At 44.7% G+C, this 23,270-nt stretch carries 12 protein-coding genes, 3 rRNA genes and 1 pseudogene; all 16 read left to right on the top strand.

The window, feature by feature from the left end; all coding sequences use genetic code 11:
• The first annotated feature begins 28 nt into the window (after nucleotides 1-28).
• Complete coding sequence (locus ACPFYS_RS04435) at nucleotides 29-292, top strand: hypothetical protein (RefSeq protein WP_427876204.1); 264 nt, start codon at nucleotides 29-31, stop codon at nucleotides 290-292.
• A 265-nt stretch (nucleotides 293-557) separates the two neighbouring features.
• Nucleotides 558-2,083, top strand: a 16S ribosomal RNA gene (locus tag ACPFYS_RS04440).
• A 373-nt stretch (nucleotides 2,084-2,456) separates the two neighbouring features.
• Nucleotides 2,457-5,517: ribosomal RNA gene (locus ACPFYS_RS04445) — 23S ribosomal RNA — on the top strand.
• 181 nt (nucleotides 5,518-5,698) lie between these two features.
• Nucleotides 5,699-5,815: ribosomal RNA gene (gene rrf / locus ACPFYS_RS04450) — 5S ribosomal RNA — on the top strand.
• Together the 16S, 23S and 5S rRNA genes form the textbook arrangement of a ribosomal RNA operon.
• Before the next feature lie 1,262 nt (nucleotides 5,816-7,077).
• Entirely contained in the window at nucleotides 7,078-7,632 is a 555-nt protein-coding gene (locus ACPFYS_RS04455; RefSeq protein WP_427876206.1) for a cysteine hydrolase family protein, read from the top strand.
• 231 nt (nucleotides 7,633-7,863) lie between these two features.
• Nucleotides 7,864-9,609 (top strand): annotated as a pseudogene (locus ACPFYS_RS04460) (choice-of-anchor M domain-containing protein); the annotation flags it as partial.
• Nucleotides 9,610-10,398: 789 nt separating this feature from the next.
• A complete protein-coding gene (locus ACPFYS_RS04465; RefSeq protein ID WP_427876208.1) occupies nucleotides 10,399-11,571 on the top strand; it encodes a TIGR03773 family transporter-associated surface protein in 1,173 nt (390 codons plus the stop codon).
• 5 nt (nucleotides 11,572-11,576) lie between these two features.
• Nucleotides 11,577-13,820, top strand: a complete 2,244-nt coding sequence (locus ACPFYS_RS04470) for a choice-of-anchor M domain-containing protein (RefSeq protein WP_427877659.1) — start codon at nucleotides 11,577-11,579, stop codon at nucleotides 13,818-13,820.
• 75 nt (nucleotides 13,821-13,895) lie between these two features.
• Entirely contained in the window at nucleotides 13,896-15,659 is a 1,764-nt protein-coding gene (locus ACPFYS_RS04475) for an anchored repeat ABC transporter, substrate-binding protein (RefSeq protein ID WP_427876210.1), read from the top strand.
• 20 nt (nucleotides 15,660-15,679) lie between these two features.
• Entirely contained in the window at nucleotides 15,680-16,510 is an 831-nt protein-coding gene (locus ACPFYS_RS04480) for an anchored repeat-type ABC transporter ATP-binding subunit (RefSeq protein WP_427876212.1), read from the top strand.
• Nucleotides 16,510-17,388, top strand: a complete 879-nt coding sequence (locus ACPFYS_RS04485) for an anchored repeat-type ABC transporter permease subunit (RefSeq protein ID WP_427876214.1) — start codon at nucleotides 16,510-16,512, stop codon at nucleotides 17,386-17,388. Before ACPFYS_RS04480 ends, ACPFYS_RS04485 begins: the two co-directional genes overlap by 1 nt.
• Before the next feature lie 43 nt (nucleotides 17,389-17,431).
• Nucleotides 17,432-18,313 (top strand): lysophospholipid acyltransferase family protein, encoded by an 882-nt coding sequence (locus ACPFYS_RS04490; protein ID WP_427876216.1) that lies wholly within the window; start codon nucleotides 17,432-17,434, stop codon nucleotides 18,311-18,313.
• A 184-nt stretch (nucleotides 18,314-18,497) separates the two neighbouring features.
• Nucleotides 18,498-19,493: an NAD(P)H-dependent glycerol-3-phosphate dehydrogenase gene (locus ACPFYS_RS04495; protein WP_427876218.1), complete on the top strand. Its 996-nt coding sequence runs from the start codon at nucleotides 18,498-18,500 to the stop codon at nucleotides 19,491-19,493.
• 62 nt (nucleotides 19,494-19,555) lie between these two features.
• The gene (locus ACPFYS_RS04500) at nucleotides 19,556-20,695 is read left to right on the top strand and encodes a D-alanine--D-alanine ligase family protein (protein WP_427876220.1); all 1,140 of its coding nucleotides are present in this window, start codon (nucleotides 19,556-19,558) and stop codon (nucleotides 20,693-20,695) included.
• A gap of 72 nt (nucleotides 20,696-20,767) precedes the next feature.
• Complete coding sequence (locus ACPFYS_RS04505) at nucleotides 20,768-21,763, top strand: CPBP family intramembrane glutamic endopeptidase (protein ID WP_427876222.1); 996 nt, start codon at nucleotides 20,768-20,770, stop codon at nucleotides 21,761-21,763.
• A gap of 100 nt (nucleotides 21,764-21,863) precedes the next feature.
• Nucleotides 21,864-23,255 (top strand): homoserine dehydrogenase, encoded by a 1,392-nt coding sequence (locus ACPFYS_RS04510; protein ID WP_427876223.1) that lies wholly within the window; start codon nucleotides 21,864-21,866, stop codon nucleotides 23,253-23,255.
• The last annotated feature ends 15 nt before the right edge of the window (nucleotides 23,256-23,270 follow it).

The following is a 23,270-nucleotide window of genomic DNA, read 5'->3' on the forward strand; positions in this document are numbered from 1 at the left end:
TTCTTTACTTTATTAGAAGACTGCGTTTGTGCTTTTAATTTTTGACGGGATATTTGTTTTTTGTTTCCGTTTTTGGTTTGTTTTTGTGTTTTTGGTTTGTGACACGCCCGGTTTTTTGGTTTGTGGCGTGTTTTTTGTTTATTTTTTGTTGGTTTTGGGTTGGGTTTTTGGTTTGGTGTTGGTTTTTGTCTTGTTTTTTCGTGTTTTCGACACGCCGGTGTTTTGGCTTGTTTTCAATGGTTTTGTGGTGTTTGCTGGAGGGGGATTTGCTTTTGGGTGTTGTTTGGTGTAAGTTTATCTCTTGCTGCTCAGCGCGGCTGGTTCTCCTTCTGGGGTTGATGAGCCGGCTGGTGTGGTGGTGGTTTGAGAACTCAAGAGCGTGTTTGTACTACTTATATAGTTAATGATTGCCAGTTCATTGTCAGCCTCACAAGTTGTGGGGTGCCTGAGAGATGGTTAAATGGTGGTGAGGTTTTGTTGGGATGTCCTTTCCTTATAAGGATGTCTCGTCTTTTTCTTATTTTTTGGAGCCTTTTGTTGGCTCTTCATTGAATTTTTTCGTGGAGGGTTCGATTCTGGCTCAGGATGAACGCTGGCGGCGTGCTTAACACATGCAAGTCGAACGGGATCTGACCAGCTTGCTGGTTGGTGAGAGTGGCGAACGGGTGAGTAATGCGTGACCAACCTGCCCCATGCTCCAGAATAGCTCCTGGAAACGGGTGGTAATGCTGGATGCTCCAACTTGACGCATGTCTTGTTGGGAAAGTGTTTAGTGGCATGGGATGGGGTCGCGTCCTATCAGCTTGTAGGCGGGGTAATGGCCCACCTAGGCTTCGACGGGTAGCCGGCCTGAGAGGGCGGACGGCCACATTGGGACTGAGATACGGCCCAGACTCCTACGGGAGGCAGCAGTGGGGAATATTGCGCAATGGGGGAAACCCTGACGCAGCGACGCCGCGTGCGGGATGAAGGCCTTCGGGTTGTAAACCGCTTTTGATTGGGAGCAAGCTTTCGGGTGAGTGTACCTTTCGAATAAGCGCCGGCTAACTACGTGCCAGCAGCCGCGGTAATACGTAGGGCGCAAGCGTTATCCGGAATTATTGGGCGTAAAGAGCTTGTAGGCGGTTCGTCGCGTCTGGTGTGAAAGCCCATCGCTTAACGGTGGGTTTGCGCCGGGTACGGGCGGGCTAGAGTGCAGTAGGGGAGACTGGAATTCCCGGTGTAACGGTGGAATGTGTAGATATCGGGAAGAACACCAATGGCGAAGGCAGGTCTCTGGGCTGTTACTGACGCTGAGAAGCGAAAGCGTGGGGAGCGAACAGGATTAGATACCCTGGTAGTCCACGCCGTAAACGGTGGACGCTGGATGTGGGGCCCATTCCACGGGTTCCGTGTCGGAGCTAACGCGTTAAGCGTCCCGCCTGGGGAGTACGGCCGCAAGGCTAAAACTCAAAGAAATTGACGGGGGCCCGCACAAGCGGCGGAGCATGCGGATTAATTCGATGCAACGCGAAGAACCTTACCTGGGCTTGACATGTGCCTGATTGCTGCAGAGATGTGGTTTCCTTTCGGGGCAGGTTCACAGGTGGTGCATGGTCGTCGTCAGCTCGTGTCGTGAGATGTTGGGTTAAGTCCCGCAACGAGCGCAACCCTCGCCCTGTGTTGCCAGCGGGTTATGCCGGGAACTCACGGGGGACCGCCGGGGTTAACTCGGAGGAAGGTGGGGATGACGTCAGATCATCATGCCCCTTACGTCCAGGGCTTCACGCATGCTACAATGGCCGGTACAACGGGATGCGACATGGTGACATGGAGCGGATCCCTTAAAACCGGTCTCAGTTCGGATCGTAGTCTGCAACTCGACTACGTGAAGGCGGAGTCGCTAGTAATCGCGAATCAGCAACGTCGCGGTGAATGCGTTCCCGGGCCTTGTACACACCGCCCGTCAAGTCATGAAAGTGGGCAGCACCCGAAGCCGGTGGCCTGACCTTTTTGGAGGGAGCCGTCTAAGGTGAGGCTCGTGATTGGGACTAAGTCGTAACAAGGTAGCCGTACCGGAAGGTGCGGCTGGATCACCTCCTTTCTACGGAGTTTTTGTGCACGCTCGGTTGAGTGTGGTTTGCTGGTGTGGAAATGGTTGTTGACTGTTTGTAGTGTGGGCATGCTTTTGGGTTCCCGGATTGCCACCCCCCTTTTGTTTTGGGGTTGCGGTCCTGACTCTTGGATTTCAGGTTGAGGCTTTTTGGTTTTGGCTTGGGTTCTTGGTGTTGTGGTGGTTTGAGAACTGGATAGTGGACGCGAGTAATTGATGAGATGATTCGTTTTTGTTTTGTCTTGTTTTTTGCTTTTATCAATTTCGACCGGCTCCATTTTGGTGGAGTCGTCTTGATCGTTTTGTGATCGTTTAGTGTGATGATTTGTTGTCTAGGAGTTTACTGGTAGGTTTCTTGCTAGTGGGTGTCACTGGTAAGGGCGTATGGTGGATGCCTTGGTAGACAGGACCGATGAAGGACGTGACGGGCTGCGATATGCCTCGGGGAGCTGCCGAGTGGGCTTTGATCCGAGGATTTCCGAATGGGGAGACCCGGCCACTGTTATGGGTGGTCACCACAGTTTTGTGGGGGGTACGCAGGGAAGTGAAACATCTCAGTACCTGCAGGAAAGGATACTCCGTGAGTAGTGGCGAGCGAAAGCGGATCAGGCTAAACCGGGTGCGTGTGATAACCGTCAGGTGTTGCGCATTCGGGGTCGTGGGATTGGTTGTTCAGCCTCTGACGGGGTTGAGGAGAGTGATAAAATGTCGTGCTAGGTGAATGGGATTGAATTCCCAGCCGTAGAGGGTGATGGCCCCGTAGCTTGTCGTGCGATGTCTCTTTATGCTTATTCCCAAGTAGCGCGGGCCTCGTGGAATCCCGCGTGAATCTGCCCAGACCGTTGGGTAAGCCTAAGTATTCCTGTCTGACCGATAGTGTACTAGTACCGTGAGGGAAAGGTGAAAAGCACCCCGGGAGGGGAGTGAAATAGTTCCTGAAACCGTGCGCTTACAATCCGTCGGAGCCTTTTTGTGGGGTGACGGCGTGCCTATCGAAAAATGAGTCTGCGAGTCAGTGGTATGTGGCGAGGCTAACCCGGGTGGGGGAGCCGTAGCGAAAGCGAGTTTTAAAAGGCGTTTTAGTCGCATGTCCTGGACCCGAAGCGGGATGATCTAGCCCTGAGCAGGTTGAAGCGCGGGTAAGACCGTGTGGAGGACCGAACCCACCTAGGTTGAAAACTGGGGGGATGACTTGGGGTTAGGGGTGAAAGGCCAATCAAATTCCGTGATAGCTGGTTCTCTCCGAAATGCATTTAGGTGCAGCGTCGTGTTATTGCTTACAGGGGGTAGAGCTACTGGATGCTTGCGGGCCCATACCGGGTACTAATAGCAGCCAAACTCCGAATACCTGTTAGGTTTATCACGGCAGTGAGTCGGCGGGGGATAAGCTCCGTCGTCAAAAGGGAAACAGCCCTGATCGTCGTCTAAGGTCCCTAAGCGTGTGCTAAGTGGGAAAGGATGTGGAGTCGCATAGACAGCCAGGAGGTTGGCTTAGAAGCAGCCACCCTTGAAAGAGTGCGTAACAGCTCACTGGTCTAGTGGTTCCGCGCCGACAATGTAGCGGGGCTTAAGCACGCCACCGAAGACGCGACTGTGTGATTTTTTCATGCGGGGTAGGAGAGCGTCCTGTATGGGGTGAAGCGGCAGTGTGAACTTGTCGTGGACTTTACAGGAGTGAGAATGCAGACATGAGTAGCGAGAGACGGGTGTGAATCCCGTCCGCTGGATGACTAAGGGTTCCGGGGCCACGTTCGTCGTCCCCGGGTGAGTCGAGTCCTAAGGCGAGGCCGACAGGCGTAGTCGAATGGATGAACGGGTTGATATTCCCGTACCGGTGTTATACCGTTCGAACTGAATCTGAGAGTACTAACCTTGATTATTCTGGTTGATTTCCTTTCGGGGTTTTTGGCTGGTTTGGTTTTGGGACTGTATTGGTAGTAGGTTAGCGTGGGAGTGACGCGGGTAGGTAGCCGGCTGCGGAGGTGGTTTTCCGTGGCTAAGCGTGTGGGCTGTCCTCTAGGTAAATCCGGGGGATATTTAAGCTGAGGCGTGATGGGTAGGCTGTATGGCTGATTCCGGTGATCCTGTTTGCCAAGAAAAGCTTCAACGTGAGGTGTGATTCCGCTCGTACCCTAAACCGACACTGGTGGTCTGGTAGAGTATACCGAAGCGATCGGGCGAATCCTGGCCAAGGAACTCGGCAAATTACTCCCGTGCCTTCGGCATAAGGGAGACCCCTGATGGTGATATGGTTTTACATTGTTGAGCTGTTGGGGGTGGCACAAGCTAGGGGGTAGCGACTGTTTACCAAAAACACAGGAGCGTGCGAAGGCGTAAGCCGCTGTATACGCTCTGACGCCTGCCCGGTGCCGGAAGGTTAAGAGGATCCGTTAGTTTTTGCGAAGCGGTGAATTTAAGCCCCGGTAAACGGCGGTGGTAACTATAACCATCCTAAGGTAGCGAAATTCCTTGTCGGGTAAGTTCCGACCTGCACGAATGGCGTAACGACTTCCCCACTGTCTCGGCCAGGAGCCCGGCGAAATTGCAGTACGAGTAAAGATGCTCGTTAAGCGCAGAAGGACGAAAAGACCCCGGGACCTTTACTATACCTTGGTATTGTCGTTAGGTGTGGATCGTGTAGCATAGGCGGGAGGCTGTGAAGCGTGGGCGCTAGCTTGCGTGGAGTCGAATAGTGAAATACCGCTCTTTCCATATCTGGCGTCTAACCTCAGCACGTTATCCGTGTTAGGGACAGTGCCTGGCGGGTAGTTTAACTGGGGCGGTTGCCTCCTAAAGAGTAACGGAGGCGCTCAATGGTCCGCTCAACCCGGTTGGCAATCGGGTTTTGAGTGTAATCGCACAAGCGGGCTTGACTGTGAGACTGACGGGTCGAGCAGGGACGAAAGTCGGAGATAGTGATCCGGTGCCGGCGTACGGACGTGGCATCGCTCAACGGATAAAAGGTACCCCGGGGATAACAGGCTGATCATTCCCAAGAGTCCATATCGACGGGATGGTTTGGCACCTCGATGTCGGCTCGTCGCATCCTGGGGCTGGAGCAGGTCCCAAGGGTTCGGCTGTTCGCCGATTAAAGCGGCACGCGAGCTGGGTTCAGAACGTCGTGAGACAGTTTGGTCTCTATCCTCTGCGCTCGTTGGAATGTTGAGGAGGCCTGCCCATAGTACGAGAGGACCTGGGTGGACGAACCTCTGGTATGCCGGTCGTCACGCCAGTGGCGCCGCCGGTTAGCTACGTTCGGGAGGGATAACCGCTGAAAGCATCTAAGCGGGAAGCCTGCTCCAAGATAAGCATTCCATGCACTTTAGTGTGTGAGCCCCCATGTAGAACACGTGGTTGATAGGCTAGATGTGGAAGCCCTGTAAGGGGTGGAGCTGACTAGTACTAATGGGTGATGGTGACATTTCTTGATCTCCTTTTTTGGGGGTTGGGTGTGTGAGTTTCTTGACTAGTATTCTTCTGTGATAGTATTGAGTGCTAAATGTTTCGTTTAACGATTGGTTGGTAAAAGTTTTTTGCTCGCGTTCATGTCCGGTTCCCAGACTGCCACGTTTCCACTTACTGGTTTGTGAGTGTATAATATAGTTTTGCGGTGGTCATGGCTCAGGTGAGACGCCCGGTCCCATTCCGAACCCGGAAGCTAAGGCCTGACACGGTGAGGGTACTGCACTCGATAGGGTGTGGGAGACTAGCACGCTGCCGCATTATTTTTCTAGCGGGGAACTTGATTGTTCCCCGCTTTTTTGTTTTTTTTTACTCTTGTTTTTTTGTAATCCTCTATTTACGTGCTAGTAGTCTCACAAATGGAGCAAATAATCTAATCAACAACTCCATTTACGAGAACACTCTCTCGCAAATGGAGCAGTAATCAACTGAATCAACTCCAAACGTGAGAGCGTCCTCTCGCAAATGGAGCACTGCACAACAATAAACCCTCCAAACGCGAGAGTGTCCTCTCACAAATGGAGCAGTAAGTCTAAGTTAAACCTCCAAACGCGAGACTGTCCTCTCGCGAATGGAGCACTGCACAACAATAAACCCTCCAAAAGCGAGAGAGTAGTCTCACAATTGGAGCAAAACGCAAGCCGACACCCTCCAAAAGCGAGAAAGTAGTCTCACAAATGGAGTAGTAAACAACTGAATCAACTCCAAACGTGGGCGCGACAACATGCTTGAGCGCGCATTAAATAATTTTTGTAGTTGTTAGAAAATGTTTATAACATCGGCTGATTATGTGTTTTCGACAATTTCGGCTTGCTTTTTGTAGAAAATATCGGTTGATTTGGTGTTTTCGACAAAATCACCATGATTTTTGTTTATTTCACCAACTGATTATGTGTTTTCGACAATTTTAAGTAATCAGCAAAAAAATCGTAAACAAACACACTCTCGCAAATGGAGCAAATACTGACACTAAACCCTCCAAACATGAGAGAGTCCTCTCGCGAATGGAGCGTATTGCGAAAATAAACCCTCCAAAAGCGAGAGTGTCCTCTCGTAAATGGAGCAAAACGCAAGCCGACACCCTCCAAAAGCGAGACAAAGCTCTCGGGATTGGAGCATTCAGTTGAATCAAACCCTCCAAACATGAGAGCGTCCTCTCGCAAATGGAGCAAAACGCAAGCCGACACCCTCCAAACGCGAGAGAGTTGTCTCGGGAATGGAGCAGTAATCAGTGGTTTGCCGCAAGGTAGTGATTAAATGATGATAGTCGGTGCAGAAGCAAGTGAGCTTTGAGTATTCTTTGAGTATTAATATATTGCGCCGATTGCAATTGGGCCAGCAATTGAGTTGATAATTGGGCTATCAATTGAAATAAAATCAAGCAATTAAGAATGCGGAATATTGTAACTAAAGCGATTATGCTATTACAGTAGTGCTATTTGCAATAATATGGCATTAGAAATAGTGCGATTAGAGGTAATTGTATTAGCGATTATTCTGCAAATTTCATACAAGGAGTAGGTATGAATAAAGCCCTTATTAACATTGATTATACGAATGATTTCGTTGCAAGCGACGGCTCTCTTACAGTAGGCGAGCCTGCGCAAAAGCTAGAGAAGCGTATTACTGAGATTTCGCAGGAATTTCTCGACGCTGGCGAGTTCGTAGTTTTTGCGATTGATACGCATCATTTGAACGACCCGTATCATCCTGAAACTAAGCTTTTCCCACCTCACAATATTGCCGGAACTAACGGCCAGAAGTTATATGGTGCGCTTGGTGATTTTTACGAAGCAAATAAAGATAAAAGCAACGTGTATTACATTCATAAAACTCGCTATTCTTCGTTTAATGGCACGGATTTGCTGATTAAGCTGCGCGAGCGTCATATTGAAGAGCTGCATTTGGTGGGAGTTTGCACGGATATTTGCGTGCTTCACACTGCTGTTGATGCGTATAATCTTGGCTTCAAAATCGTGGTTCACAAAGATGCAGTCGCAAGCTTTGATCCTCAAGGTCACGAATGGGCTTTGCGCCACTTTAAGACTTGCCTTAATGCGGATATTGTAGAAGGCTGATAATTGCTTAAAATTATTAAATAATCATCAAATAATCATCAAAAGTTATTAAATAATCGACGCTGGTTGCTTTTAGCTGCCGGCGTTTTTGTTTATTCGGAGTGTCGACTTGCTATTAATGAGAATCATTATTATTATTGATACACGTTGTAAAGATATCTTCAATAATTATCTGTATTAGAAGAGAGCAGATAAGACTGAAGAAGATGAAGTGTAGAGAGCGAAATAATAATGACTCAGGTCATGAAGAGTATACTGAAACGCGCGTTCGCAATGGCAGGTATAGCCATTGTCGCGTTCGCTGTTCTCGTTTCAGGATTTAGTGCAGCTTTACCGGCAGTTGCATTAGAAAATAGTAATCCTGGCGAAAAATACGATCCTACAAAAAGAGAAGTGCTAAGTCACGGTCATACAGACGTATTTTACCCAATTCAATACAATGGTAAATTCATTATGGCCGTCGAAAAAGACGCTGCCACTTTCTTAAAGCCTGAAAACACTACTTTGCGCGTAGCAAAAAGCACGTATACTACAAAATCGCAACTTCCTGCTCTCGCTACTGAATACTACTATCTTGATAGTTCCGGAAATCAAAAAGGAAATCCTCTCTTCCCGGGTTGGGACACAGGTTATGCTGCAACTTTAGTTGGCGCATCACATGCAGATGACGCAACAGCAGATATTGCAATTCAGCAAGTTACTGGGCCTATGAACGGGCGTATTCTGCTTTGGACTACCGAGGGCGTTGGCAAAAATTCGAAGAAATTATCATTTGAAGAGAACGATTTAGACGACGAGCCTGATACTGAAGGCAGCCGATTTATGCTACCTGGCGTAATCCACCAACATACTGCTGGTCACATGCATGCAAACTGGGGATTTACGCAACCTGGCGTTTACAAACTAAAAGTATCAGCAACTATTACAAATAAGAACACTAAAAAGCAGATCACAACCGAGCCTGCAGAATACACTTTTGAAGTAGAAGACACATATTCAGGCGAAGTGCCTTCTTCCGGAATCCCAGAAACTCTTGATTTGCATCGTCGCGGTGATTTTATTAATCCAGGCGATGATGAAGAAGCGCACAAAGCTTCCGAAGAACATAAAGACACGGATAAAGACGATGGCGGCGATATGCGCATCGGCAATATTCGCGATTCCGGAGAACACCCACATTATCATTCATACGAGGGCTATGGCGGTTTAGACTTAAAAGTAGTTAACAAACCAAAAGGTGCTCGCATTGAGTGGAGATATGTGCGCGCTGACGAAGGTCCTGACGCGTATGGGACCACTCTTTTTGCTGAGAGATTGCAGCTTCCAGCTGAGCCTGCAATGAACAAAATGAAGGTGTATGCTCACGCAACTGAAGGCGAAACGCAAGTTGGCAAAGATACTGCATCTGCAACAATCGCTGTTGAAGATCACGGTTCTGATGGGCATCCTGTAGTAAAAGCGATTGTTCCTTATAAGCGTTTTAAGCCAGGGGATACTTTACACGCGAAAACAGTATTGCTTAACCCTCATGTTGCAACCGATGCTACTACTGGTGATCCAATCGATGACCCTACGAATCCTGTAACTTCCATTGTTAAAGACTATGTTTGGTTGATGAAAAAGGAAGGGGAAAGCGAATTTAAACGCATTCCTGGTGCTGTTAGTAGCAAGTTGGAGCTAAAGCTTGATGCATCAATGCAAGGTGCAACGATTCGTCCTTCCTTAGTTTTAAAGAACGGTGAGCTTTACAGAAATAGCAAATTTGATGAGTTTTGCGATTATGTTATTGAGATGAAGGGTGTTCCTCACTCTCATAGCAATGATGGCGATGATGATCAAAGCGGTTCGGATTCAAAAGATGATGAGAATCCTCACGCAAAAAAGCATAGTAAGAAGCGCAAAAAGAAATCAAAAATCATTAAACGTGCTTCTGGAAACGGCAGTTTTGCGAATAAACTTTTTGGCAGAAGCTCAAATAATGGTTTAGGTAACGGAAATTATTTTGGAACCCAAAATATGGGAAATGGTTTCGGAATGAATGGTTTCGGAATGAATGGTTTCGGAATACCTAATAATGAAGATTCTGGAATTTTTGGGTCTGAAAGCGAAAACGGTTTCCAGTTTAGTAATAATTTCTTTAGTGAATTCCGCAAAAAATCAAAATCTTTTAAACAGAATAGTCATAGTGTAAAAAAGAACGTTAACCAGAAGAACGGCATTAATCAGAATGTTGCTCAGAAGAGTCTTATTGAGAGGATTTCTTCTTCCAGCTCTTCAAGTTCTTCTTCCGGTTCCTTTGGTTCTTCTTCTGGTTCTTTTAAAAGAACTGAGAATTCCAGCGGTTCCTCATTTACAAGAAGCTTAAGCAATTTGAATAAAACCGGTAAATCCAATAAAGGTAATAAAGCAAAAAAAGCGAGCAAAAAAGATATCTCTAATAAAACACAAAAGCTAGGTGGATCTTCTCAAACTGTTCGCAATTTCGAAACTTCTGGGAAAAATAGCGATGATAATTCTGCTAAGCCTGTAGTTGAACTTTCTGATAATAATTCTTCTCAAGATAGCGCAGAAAATGACGATAATGAGCAAACTTCCGAAGAAACAAGCAGTAATCATTCATCTACGTTTATTGCCGCTACAGCTGGTACAGCAAGTGTCGGATTGTGTGCTGCTACTGGAATATGCGGGGTATTAATTAAACCTCGAATCAAAATGCTGTAAATAGTGAAAAACGAAAGTTATATACGTTATAAGGAATCTAAAATTATGAACCACAAATGCAAAAATATGACTAATTCTGTATTAAAACACTCATTTTCTAGCAGATTTATAGCTCTTCTGTTTTCTTTAGTAGTACTAGTTTCATCTTTCTGTTTACAGTCACCATTGGTGAGAGTAGCTTCTGCTAGTGATCAGCCAGTTATGATTCAAGCAGGTCATGCTGATTTTGGTCCTACGCTTATTAACAACAAGTGGAAGATTAAGATTCGCGATGATTCCGGAGATGAACCTGTTTGGCGTGATCCTGAGAATGTTGTGTTCCGTTTAGGTAATAACTCAATTATTCCTATGCCTGATGATGCTACCTACAGTTTTATTGGAGAAAATCCTGGTACGAAACTTTACGTAATTCCGCAAACGCAGAATCCTGATGTAGTTTGGCTTGGATGGAACACTCAGGAAGGCGGAGTTCTCAACGAACTTGATCGAGGTGCAAACCTTTCTCTTGAGGCAGTAAGCGGTCCTGGAAAATTGCATGTTTATTTAGAAAATGGTAACAACGCTCCACAGCAGCTTTGGGATAGTACTAAAGGTTATCCACAAAATACTTGGATTGAAACTAATGCGCATACTCATGTGAATTGGGTATTCTCTAAGCCTGGTATTTATCATGTAAAGCTTACTTTTTCCGGAAAGTTGAAGAATGGTCGCGCTGTAAGTGATACTCGAGTGCTTAACTTTGCTGTTGGTGAAGGAACTGACCCGAATGCAGCATTGAGTGAAGCTTCTGACGATAGCGACGATCAGGGTCAAGATGAAGAATCTCAAGATGAAGATAATAGTGAAGGAACTGATGGCGACGCTTCTGAAGAAGATGCTCATCAGAATGGAAAACACTCTTCAAAGCACTCTTTGAAACACTCAAGTAAGAAATCTGCAAACAGTGACGATACTGCAGTAATACTGCAATTTGTTGGAATTATTGTTGCGATTATTGCAGTAATAATTGTGTTATTCATTGTTATTGCTGTAGTTAAGAGTAAAAAAGCGCGTAAGCAGGCTTTAGAAAAGCAAGTTTTATCGCAAAAAACACGTGATAATTATTCGCAACAACATACTTCGAGCACACTAAATGCTGAAAATAATTTATCAGATTTAGTAAAAGATCAGCCAACAACTGTAATGACACCGATTAAGCCAAATCAAGGGAATGAGTGATTGCGATGCAAGCTATTCTTAAGAATATTACGCGCACTTCGCGAGTGATTATGGCATGCGTATGCTTGTGCGCTTTAGTGATTGGCACTCCTTCATCTTTTGCTGCTGGCAATGGTAGTGACGCAACTGTTGTAAGCAGAAAGAAATCTTCTAAAGATTTTGACGCAATAAAGAAAGCTAATTTTGAAGCGTGTGCAGCTGCTAAATTAGATAAAACTGCTTCACAGCCTGCAGCTGATAGTAAAGCTGCAATGTGCCACGCGTATAAAGGTCATGCTGACGTTTTTGCAACTTTCTTTGATGTTACAAGCAAGCGCATGGTATTAGGCACTTTGGGTGATGCGTTTGAAGAGGATGATAATAATGGCGTCCGTTACGATACGAATCGACTTATTTTTGAAGTCGGCTCCAAAAACATCATGCAGCTTTCCAAAGATGAGAACAATTCGGTAATAAAAGAAATCTACGCAACAACTCGCGAAGGTGTAGTCTGGTTCTTTGATCAGTCGGGAGCTGGTAATACTGGTGCATTATGGCCTGGTTTAGATACTAGACCGTTATATGAGGGAGCTGGTTCTACAGAAGTTAATCCAACAGTCAAACTGTCATTAACTGGTATCGAAGCACCTCACAACGGCGAAGTTTTTATGTACACTCGCAGCGGTGACGGTTATGAAAAAATGCTTGGCTCTGCTGATGGCTGGCCGAAAGATGTGGATATTACTGATACTAAAGGTAAACACGAGCACATGTACTGGTCTTTTAACCGTCCTGGTGTGTACAAGTTAAAAATGAAGGCTACTGCTACCGTTGGTGTCGAGGAACAAAGTTCTGAGCAGATTTATACATTCCACGTCACTAATCATGATGTAACAGCTGGTGATTTTGCTGACTATGACGGGCCGTCGTTTGACGGTGGTGACGGTGACGAAGATAGCGAAGACGAAGAAGATTCTGAAGATTCTGATGCTGATTCTAACTACGGTGGCGGCATTAATCTTCAGCAGAGTAACGGAGCTTTCTTTATAAACGGTAACAATAACACTGTGTATGTGACGCCATCGGATGCTATAAAACATGGTCGTGGACTTGTTAGCGTGCGAGGATTAAAAACTAATGCTAAGAATACGAACAACGGATCTTTATCTTTAGTAGAAAGAATTGATAAAGAACAATCAGAGAAAAAAGCTAAAAAGTGCAGCAAATTTAAAGACATAAAAGGCGAAAAGCTTGTAATTGACCATGGGCATGTGGATGTAGCGGTTTACACCGACGAATCAAATAAAGTTAATCTTGCTATACAAGAGGACGTTACAGGAAGTCACGTTTTGCGAGACGCAGATTCTGTAGTATTCGCAGTAGACGACGCTGGTAAAACTAACGGCTTGTACCGTATTCCACAAACGCAAATTGATGGCGTGCCATGGATGGGATGGAACAACCAATCCATGAACCCACATAAGCCAACGCAACTTAGTTTGACTGGTGTCGATGGGCCTGGTGACGTGCGCGTATGGATGTTTGGTGGCTTAGGCGGAGGAGATCAGGAGATTTTCTCCACGCAAGGAGAAACCGACTATACAATACCTTCCAACACCCACGCTCATGCGAATTGGGATTTCTCAGAACCAGGGTATTACACTTTGCAATTCCAGGCTTCTGACGGAAATTCTACAATAACTCGCAATATTCACGTTGCTGTTGGAGTAGATCCTCAAGAAACACCAATGTCTTGCAGTGTAAATAACAATTCGGATGAAACTAGCAAAACTGATGTTGTAAAAAACCCATTTAAGCCGCTTTCTTCACAGAAAAAGGATGATGGCAAAGAAAACAATATTTCTCAACCAATTAATCCTATTACGAATCTAGCAACTTCCGGTGGAAACAGTGGTGCAAATAAATCATTTACACGCGCAGTATCAGGTTTTGCTGGCAAAGTAGTTTCTGGTAAAAGCCTTCCAAAATCTGAGAAAAAGAATAGTGATGACAAAAAACCAAAAGGTCTTGTATCAAAAATCAACAAAAACAAACTTTCTCCAGCATCGTACAGGAAAAAGTTAGCTGAAAAAGTTGATTCTGTAGAAGATGAGCCTAAAGGTATTTCTGGGCTATTCAAACGAAACCCTACAGCTGCTTATACGCTTCTAGGTGTTGGAACTTCGCTAGTGCTATCCGTTTTGGGAACAGGATTCTGGATTTTGTATAAGCGAGGATTGATCAACTTAAGTTGGTTGCTGAGATATTAAAACTAAATTGTGCAATATGTGCAATATGTCAAATTGAGATTATTTGCATGAAATTAATTGTAGGAGTGTGAAATAGTGGGTTGTAAAAGCAGGAGATTTAGTAAAACTCTTGTTGCAGCAGCTTGCGCAATTGCGATCAGTTTGCCGCTTACTGCCTGCAGTATAAACAATGACAGTCGTGCAGGTCACAAAGACGGTCGTATAAATGTAGTAACTACAACCGGAATTCTGCGAGATATGGTAGCTAACGTAGCAGGAGACGCTGCAAACGTAACTTCAATAGTTCCTGATAACGCAGACCCACACTCCTACGAGCCGCGTCTTCGATCTATTCGTGACGTAGTTTATGCAGATTTAGCTTTTAGCAACTACATGATGCTTGAAGAGCATAGCGTTATTACAGCTTTAGACGCAAATCTTAAAAAAGGTGTGCCGAATGTTCAGCTTGCGGAAGAAAGCGTGAAACATGCTGCAGATATTATTCCTATGGTTGAAGATGTGTCTTTAGATACGATTTGGCTTGGTCTTGCAACAGAACGACAAACTTCGCAGCCTATTGAGGAAGCTAAAGAAGCGAAAGATAGCGAGAAAGATAGCACGAAAGATAGCGCACAAGAGAAAACTCAAGAAAAGTCTGATAAGTTAAATCAGTCTGGTCAGTCTTCTCAATCAAATGCTCCTTCTACCGCAACCGAGCAAGGCCGTTCAACAGTTATGAAACCGAACGCATACAATATGAAACGTTCGGATAGAATTCGTTTAACTGCCACGAAAGTTAAAGGACCTGGCTCTCTTTTTGCGTACTTAACAGGCACTTTTGGAAGTGTTGAAACGTATATTAATTCTGCAAATGGCATAAATGACGACGATCATGTAGATCTGCCGGCGGATGCTCACACTCATTTAAGCTGGGCTTTTAGTAAACCAGGAGAGTACATTCTCGATTTGCACGCTGATATACTTGATGCACAAGGAATGCGAATTTCTAGCTTAGGCAATACTAGTATGCGTTTTGCTGTCGGTATTAATGCGCAGAAACTCGCGAAAAAACGTGGAGCTAGCGTAGTTTTAAATCAAGGGCATGCTGATTTAGCTTACGATTTATCAAAACGCGGATTTTTGTACAGAGTTGACACTTTGCAAGAAAATCATTCCACTGTGCCAAAAAGAGTTTATTACGCACCAAACGATGTGGTAGTAGAAGTTCCAACTAATGCTTTAAAAGAAATTCCAGCAGAGCAAGGGTATCGTTTCTTAGGTTCTCCTCGCGAAAAACTTTACCAGCTTCCTCAAGCAGTTTTAGGAAAACATGTTCACGGAGATATTGATCCTCATTTGTGGCAGTCTGTAAAAAATGGTATAGCTTATGTGCGCACTATAGCAGATCGTTTGTGTGAAGTTGATCATAAAAATGCTAAAAAATATCGTGCGAATGCAGAACGTTATATTAATAAGCTTCTCGACGTGGACGCGTACATTCGCAAAAAAGTAGACTCGATTCCAAAAGAGAGACGCAATTTAGTAACAACTCACGATGCTTTCGCATACTTGGGTAAAGCTTACGGCGTAAAAATTGCAGGTTTCGTGACTATCAACCCTTCTAGTGAGCCGAGTATAGAAGATAGACGTAGGCTTTCGCAGGTGTTACGAGACTTGGAAATTCCAGCTGTTTTTTTGGAACCTAATTTGATATCACGCTCGTCGGTTCTAAAAGAAGTGGCTTCTGAATCTCACGTAAAAGTGTGTCCAATTTATGGTGACGCTTTTGATTCAAAAGTACATTCGTACGCGGATATGATGCGCGCTAACGCGGATTCCTTAGCAGAATGTTTGAAATAGTAGGTTTAAAGGTGAAAATTATGGAACAGAATTCAGTTATTTGCGCACAAAACTTGAATATTTCTTACGGAAGTAGACATGTTGTTAAAAATGTTTCTTTTACAATTAAAAGTGGCGAATTTGTTGGTTTACTTGGCGCAAATGGTGCCGGTAAAACTACTCTATTTCGTGCAATCATGGGTTTGATTCCGCACAGAGGAACTCTTGAGGTTAAAGCTCCAAAAACTAATGGAACTAATGGTGTTGCTTTAAATAGTCGTGTTTCATACGTTGGTTATGTGCCGCAGCGTCACGATATTGCTTGGGATTTTCCGCTTTCTGTACTAGACGTTGTTTTGATGGGAAGAATTCGTCATATCGGCTATGTGCGTCGTGCAAAAAAAGAAGATTACGAGATTGCGCTTACTGCTTTAGAACGTACAGGAATGGTAGATTTTCGTAATCGTACTATCGGTGAGCTTTCTGGAGGTCAGCGTCAAAGAGTTTTGGTTGCGCGCGCTCTTGCTGGTGAGCCACGTTTGCTTTTACTCGATGAGCCGTTTACTGGATTAGATATGCCTACTCAGGAGTTGCTTACTGAGTTGTTCCTTAATTTAGCTGATTCAGGCGAGGCGATTTTGATGAGTTCGCACGATATTATCGGCTCAATTAATTCTTGTTCGAGAATAATGCTATTTGACGGAAGTATTGTTGGAGATGGTACGCCAGAATCGTTAAACGTTGAACAATGGGTTAATACTTTCCATGTTGCTCCACAAAATCCGCTAATAAAAGCAGTGGAACGCGTTATTAGTAATGAAAAATATGAAAATCGTGATAGTAGCGAAATTTTTAACGAGGTGCGACGATAATGTTATCTCCAATTGAGTTTATTCAAGATTTAACTAACCCAGATCTGTGGTTTTTATTAAAAGCTCTTATAGTTGCTTGCCTTTCTAGCGTTATTTGTGGAGCGGTTGGCTGCTATGTTGTGCTTAGAGGAATGGCGTTTATTGGCGATGCTGTAGCACACTCAGTGTTTCCTGGTCTTGCTATAGCTTTTGTTCTGCAAGGAAATTTGCTTTTTGGTGGAGCAATTGCTGGAGTTGCTACAGCGCTTATAGTGTCTATTTTTAGCCAAAATCGTAGGCTTCGTGAAGACTCGTTTATTGGCGTATTCTTCGTATCTGCTTTTGCTCTCGGAATAGTGATTATTTCGAAAGCTTCAGGTTATGCAGGTTCTTTAGAATCGTTCCTTTTTGGCTCTATTACAGGCATTCCAGATTCTGATATTAGTTTGATTGCTATTACTGGCTTAATTATTATTACTTTGCTTTTTATGTTCCACAAAGAGCTGGTTTGCGTATCTATGGATAGAGAAACTTCTCGCGCAATGGGTTTGCCTGTTGCTTTTCTCGATGGCATGCTTTATGTGCTTGTTGCGATTGCGGTAGTTGTTTCAGTGCAGATTATTGGTAATGTGCTTGTTCTTGCGCTTCTTGTTACTCCTGCTGCAACTGCTCGTCTTTTAACAGATAGATTATCGAGAATGATGTTTTTGGCTCCTTTGCTGGGATGCACTTCTTCAGTAGTTGGAATGTACGTTTCTTGGAGTTTTGATACTGCAACTGGCGGAACTATCGTGCTTGTGGCAACAGCGTTATTTATTCTTGCTTGGGTTCTATCACCTAAGCATGGGTTAGTAGCAAAAGTTTTACCAAAATTGCAACGAGCAGTAAGTTATAAGTAACTTAGCAGTAAGTGTAGTTTATAGCATGCTGCACAATAGACGTATGGTATCAAAAGGAAAACCTTCGCCTAGAAGTGCAGTAAAACCACTCAGCGATGAGCAGGTAGAACGTTTAGCAAAAAAACATAATTTAGTGGATCCAACCTACTATTATCCTGCGGATAAGCGTAAGCCAAATGTGGCAGAAATAAATGCGCAAAATCCTAAAGCTGCAGAAAGATTACTTGAAGGTACTTCTCGAGTTCTACGGTCGCGTTGCAAAGTACGCGCGTGGGGATTGGAAAACGTTCCGGAAGAAGGAGTGTTTATAACCGCTTGCACGCACGTGACAATGTTTGACGTTTTCATACCTATGACCGCTCTGTTTCATCAAGGGCGTAGGCCGCGTTACATGGCAAAAGCGGAACTTGCGCACTGGCCGATCTTAGGCAAATGGTTCCAACTAGTAGGTATGCAATCAGTGCCACGAAGAAGCGGAAAAGCGCGCGAAATTGAGGAAGAATCAATTAAAATTCTCACAAACGGAAGACCTTTAAGCATTTGGCCAGAAGGCACTTTAACACGCGATCCTAAAAAATGGCCTATGAGCATGAAACCAGGAATTGGAATTATTGCTCTCGAAGCATCACGTAGATTAGGTCATCAGATTCCGCTATTTTGTGCAGTCGTGTGGGGTGCTGCAAGCATTAATCATTGGTGGCCGTGGCCTAAGAAAAACGTTGTAATGTGCTACGATACCCAACTTGATTATTCCGACTTACTTAAGGGCAGCGAAAATTGGGGAGAATTACCTCCAATTGAATCTGCTGAAGAGCTAGCTCGTCGAGTGCGCGTGCGCATGACGCAAATTATGGAAGAAATTCGCGGCGAAAAAGCGCCAGATGGGTATTTTGACTACAGGCAGATGAAAAGAGTTGCGGAATAATCACAAGTGTAATAATCACAAGCGTAATAATCATAAGTAAACTCGCGTTTTATAAAGCCGTAAAGCGTCGTGTGTAGAATTACGTAATAGTGTGATTAGTCGCAAATACTAGAAATAGTAAAAATCAAAAATAAAGGCTAAAGTCGCAAAAATAGAGATTGTAACCGAAAGGCAAGGCGTAAACATGAACGTTACGGTGTTGGGTGCTGGTGCTTGGGGAACTGCGTTTGGTCAAGTGCTTGCGGACGCAGGAAATCAAGTAACGATGTGGGCAATAGAGCCAGAAATCGTTGAAGGAATTCGCGACCATCATCATAACGCAGTGCGCCTGCCAAGCGTAGAAAAATTGCCGGAAAACATGACGGCAACTGGGGATCGTGCGGAAGCTGTTGCGAATGCGGATATTGTAGTCGTAGCGATTGCTGCACAATTTGCACGCGTTGCGTTAGCAGAATTTGTGGATTTGATTCCGCAAAATGCGATTGTAGTTTCGCTTATGAAAGGCATTGAGCGCACAACAGGCAAACGCATGGACGAAGTAGTGTGCGAAGCCTTGAAATTGCCGCGCAACCGTTTCGCTGCACTTTCAGGTCCAAACTTAAGTAAAGAAGTAGCATCTCGACAGCCTGCCGCAGCAGTAGTTGCTTGCGCCGAAAAGCATCAGGCAGAAGTAGTTGCAAAAGCCTGCTCAAATAGCTACTTTAAAGCGTTTGTGTCAACCGACGTAATCGGCGTAGAAATGTGCGGATCGCTTAAAAACGTGGTTGCGCTCGCAGTTGGAATGGCTCGAGGCGCAGGATATGGTGAAAATACAGCGGCTATGATCGAAACGCGTGGGCTTGCAGAATTAACGGCTTTGGGAGTTGCAGAAGGTGCAGATTCGCGCACTTTCGCAGGTCTTGCAGGCTTCGGTGATTTAGTTGCAACTTGCGGATCTCCTCTAAGCCGTAACTATACTTTTGGATCAAATCTCGGAAAAGGCATGAGCGTTGAAGAAGCAACCGCCGTAAGCAATGGCGTTGCGGAAGGCGTGCCAACTACTAGCGCGGTTGTGGCAATGGGTAAGCGATTGGGTGTTGCAACTCCGCTTGCAAGCGCAATGGCTCGCGTGCTTGAAGAAGGAATCTCCTGCCAAGAAATGCTTGCAATGCTTTTTGACGACGACGTTTGCGAAGAGTAGCAAAGTGCGTAAATAATCCAAAATAATTTGAAATAACCAAAATAATAATCTGAAGGAAAAAAATGACGAAAAAGCGTGTAGTGTTCTTGTACGGCGGTAAAGCAGACGAGCATTCGATTTCTTGCATATCTGCTGCTGGAGTACTCAGTGCTGTAGACGAAAGTTGTTTTGATATTATTCGCATTGCGATTACTAAAAAAGGCGAGTGGATTGTTGGTGGCGAAGATCCGCGTAACTTCCGCATGGAAGAAGGAGAGTTGCCGGTAATCACAAAAACTGCTGAAACGCGCGATGTTGTTTTAGACCCAGCCAAGGGAGCAGACGGATTTTTAGTGCGCGAGGCGGACGGTACTCTTACGAGTTTGGGTCATATTGACGCTGTTTTCCCTGTACTTCACGGGCCAAACGGTGAAGATGGAACTTTGCAAGGCTTACTTGAAATGATGCAAGTGCCGTACGTTGGTTGCGGAGTGTTGGCTTCGGCTGCATGCATGGATAAGTATTATGCAAAGCAACTTTTTAAGGCTGCCGGAATTGCAGTTGCTCCAGGAATCGCTTTAGACGCGCGAAAGTTTGCAAGCGATTCAGCAAATCATTTTGCTGCTTACGCAAACGAAATTCTTGAGCAAGTTGAAGGGGCAAAACTCGAGTATCCGCTTTTCGTAAAGCCAAGCCGAGCAGGATCTAGCTTTGGAGTTACAAAAGTGGAAATGCGCGATGCTAAAGCTTTAGCGCAAGCCATTTTTGAGGCTTCGAAGCACGATTGGCGAGTGTTAGTGGAGCAGGGAATTGACGCGCGCGAAATTGAGTGCGCTATTCTTGCAGCTCATGACGGAGAAGAGCCGAAAGCTAGCTTGCCTGGAGAAGTTGTGCTCGATAAGCGCGAGGCTGGCGAAGACCAGTTCTACGATTTTGACAGCAAATACATGGATTCTGCAGCTTCTCACGTGGAAGTTCCAGCAGATCTTCCTGAGGAAACTTTGGAGCGTGTGCGTAAGACTGCGCTTGCAGCGTTCAAAGCGGCAGATGGCAGAGGACTAAGTCGCGTGGACTCTTTTGTAACTAAAGACGGGCGCGTAATTCTTAACGAAATCAACACAATGCCTGGGTTTACGCCAATTTCCATGTATCCGAAAGCGTGGGAAGCAACCGGAATAAGCTACAGTGATTTAATTACGAAACTTATTGAAGGAATCCTTTAATCAGAAAAGTAATGTTTTGTAAGTGTAGTACTAAATCAGATAGTACTAAATCGCATACTGCAAGGGGTGAGAATGCAAGAAATGATTGACGACGAAGAATACTTAACAGCTCGCAGCAATCAAAGCACAGTAGGAACGTCGTTATTTGTGTTTCTAATTTCAATGGTTTGTTCTTGCTTATTCTTAAGTGCTGTTGCTAAAGAACTTATGCCAGAAAATTTGTACAAAACTCCTTTAGTACTTATTCTGATTTCTCTCATATGCCAGTATGTTATAGCTTTGCCTATTTCATTTTCGATTATGAGAAATGTGCCAGTTGCAAAAGCCTCGCAATTTACTATGACAACTAAGCAATTTATAGGATTTTTTGCTGTAAGTTATCCTATTATTTTTGTTGGCAATTATATTGGCACTTTTCTGTCTTATCTTCTTTCGGATGGCTATTCGCTAAATCGTGTAGAAAAATTAGCGCTTTCTAGCGGAATTTTGCAAAATATTCTATTTTTTGTAATTATTGCGCCTATTGTTGAAGAGTTTGTTTTTAGAAAGCTGATTTTAGACCGTTTAAGAATGTACGGTGAAAAAAGAGCCATAGTATTTTCTGCATTAGCTTTTGCGCTTTTCCACATGAATTTGTTCCAATTCTTCTATACTTTTGGAGTCGGATTACTGTTCGGCTATATGTATGTGCGCACTTCGCGTTTGCGTTACAGCATATTGCTTCACATGATTATTAATTTGCAGGGTTCTGTAATCCCAATTTTGATTATGCGGCAGCTTGTTAATGCAAATGGGAAAATGATAAATATTAATAAACTTGCTAAAAGCGAGCTTTCACAGATACCGTTAAATATTCTCATAATTGGTTTTTATGGAATGTTTATGTTAGGAATGCTTATTTTTGGCATAGTTATTTTGGCAAGATGCAAGCATTATCTAGTATTTTTCGAAGCTCCTAATGAGATTAGTGGCTCGCGTGGTACGAAAGCATTATACGGGTCTGCGAGTGTTATATCTTTTATCGTAATTGGTTCGATATTTACAATATTGATGCTTTTTGCGCAATAAATTTGTTTTTTGAAATGATACACGGGCAGAGTGTACGGGCAGAGTGTAAATTAAAAATAAACGTTTATCGTAATCTATACAAAACGAAGGAGCGATTGCTATGCCGAACAAACAATCTTTTGACAAAACAATTCGCGTTGGATTGCTTGGCGCAGGAACAGTCGGTTCGCAGACAGCGAGACTTATAGTTGAACAGAGTGATGAGCTTGCGGCTAGAATTGGCGCAAATATTGAGCTTGCTGGAGTTGCGTGCTTGCGTCCGGAAGAAGTTGACGCTCCTTGGATTAAGCGCGATTTATTGACTACAGACACGGCATCGTTGTGCGCTCGCGAGGACGTTGATATTGTAATCGAGCTTATTGGCGGACTTGAGCCAGCGCATACTTTCGTAAAAAGCGCACTGTGCAACGGAAAATCTGTTGTTACTGCAAATAAGGCGTTGCTTGCAAAGTTTGGCCCTGAATTATACGAGTGTGCAGAAACTCACGGAGTGGACTTGTACTTTGAGGCGGCTGTTGCTGGGGCAATTCCTATTGTTCGCCCGCTTCGTGAGTCACTTATTGGCGACGAAATTACGCAAATTTTCGGAATCGTAAACGGAACTACAAATTATATTCTTGACGAAATGACTGTGCGCGGACTTGATTTTGACTCGGCTTTACGCGCAGCTCAAGAAAAGGGTTATGCTGAGGCGGATCCAACTGGAGATGTTGAAGGTTTTGACGCTGCAAATAAGGCTGCTATCTTAGCAACTCTCGCATTCCAGATGCCAGTAAGTATTGATGACGTTTCCGTTGAGGGAATTAGCGCGATTGACTCTGAAGATATTGCAGCAGCGAGTGCAGAAAAGCGTGTAATTAAGTTGCTTGCGGCAGTTGAAAGGCAGGGTGACTGCGAGTCAAACGCAGACGGCGAGTCAAGTGCAGATGCTGGCGTAAGCGTTAGTGTGTATCCGGCTCTTGTTGGTGATGAGCATCCTTTGGCTTCGGTTCATGGCAGTTTCAACGCTGTGTTTGTGAAAGCTAAGGCTGCTGACGACTTAATGTTCTATGGTCGTGGCGCTGGCGGCGCTCCAACTGCAAGTGCTGTTGTGGGAGATGTTGTTAGCGCGGCTCGAAATCTTGTACGCGGATGCTCTGGTTTTGGCGTGCCAATGTACCACAAGTATGTTCCTGCTTCTAGCGAGCAGACTAGAGCAGATTTTGTGATTCGTTGCAATATGGAAGATACTTCTTTGGCTTTGTGCAGCGAAGTTATGGATGTTTTTGCAGATCATAGCGTCGCGGCTGAGCGTTTGGCTTCGGCATGCCAAGCTAAGTATGCGCAAACTAATGGTGATTCGGATTGCCCAGAGTGCGGTCTTGGTGGGCCTGGCAGTATGCGTGTGCTTGTGCGCGAATGTTCAGAAGCTGCAGTTAAAGCTATTTGCGAGGATTTGCAGAAGTTGGACGTTGTGTGCGGAAAGCCGCTAGTTTTGCGCGTTATAAAGTAGAAAAACTGCAGGTGA

The sequence above is a fragment of the Gardnerella sp. 2492 genome, from assembly GCF_050320365.1.
Classification (GTDB): domain Bacteria; phylum Actinomycetota; class Actinomycetes; order Actinomycetales; family Bifidobacteriaceae; genus Bifidobacterium.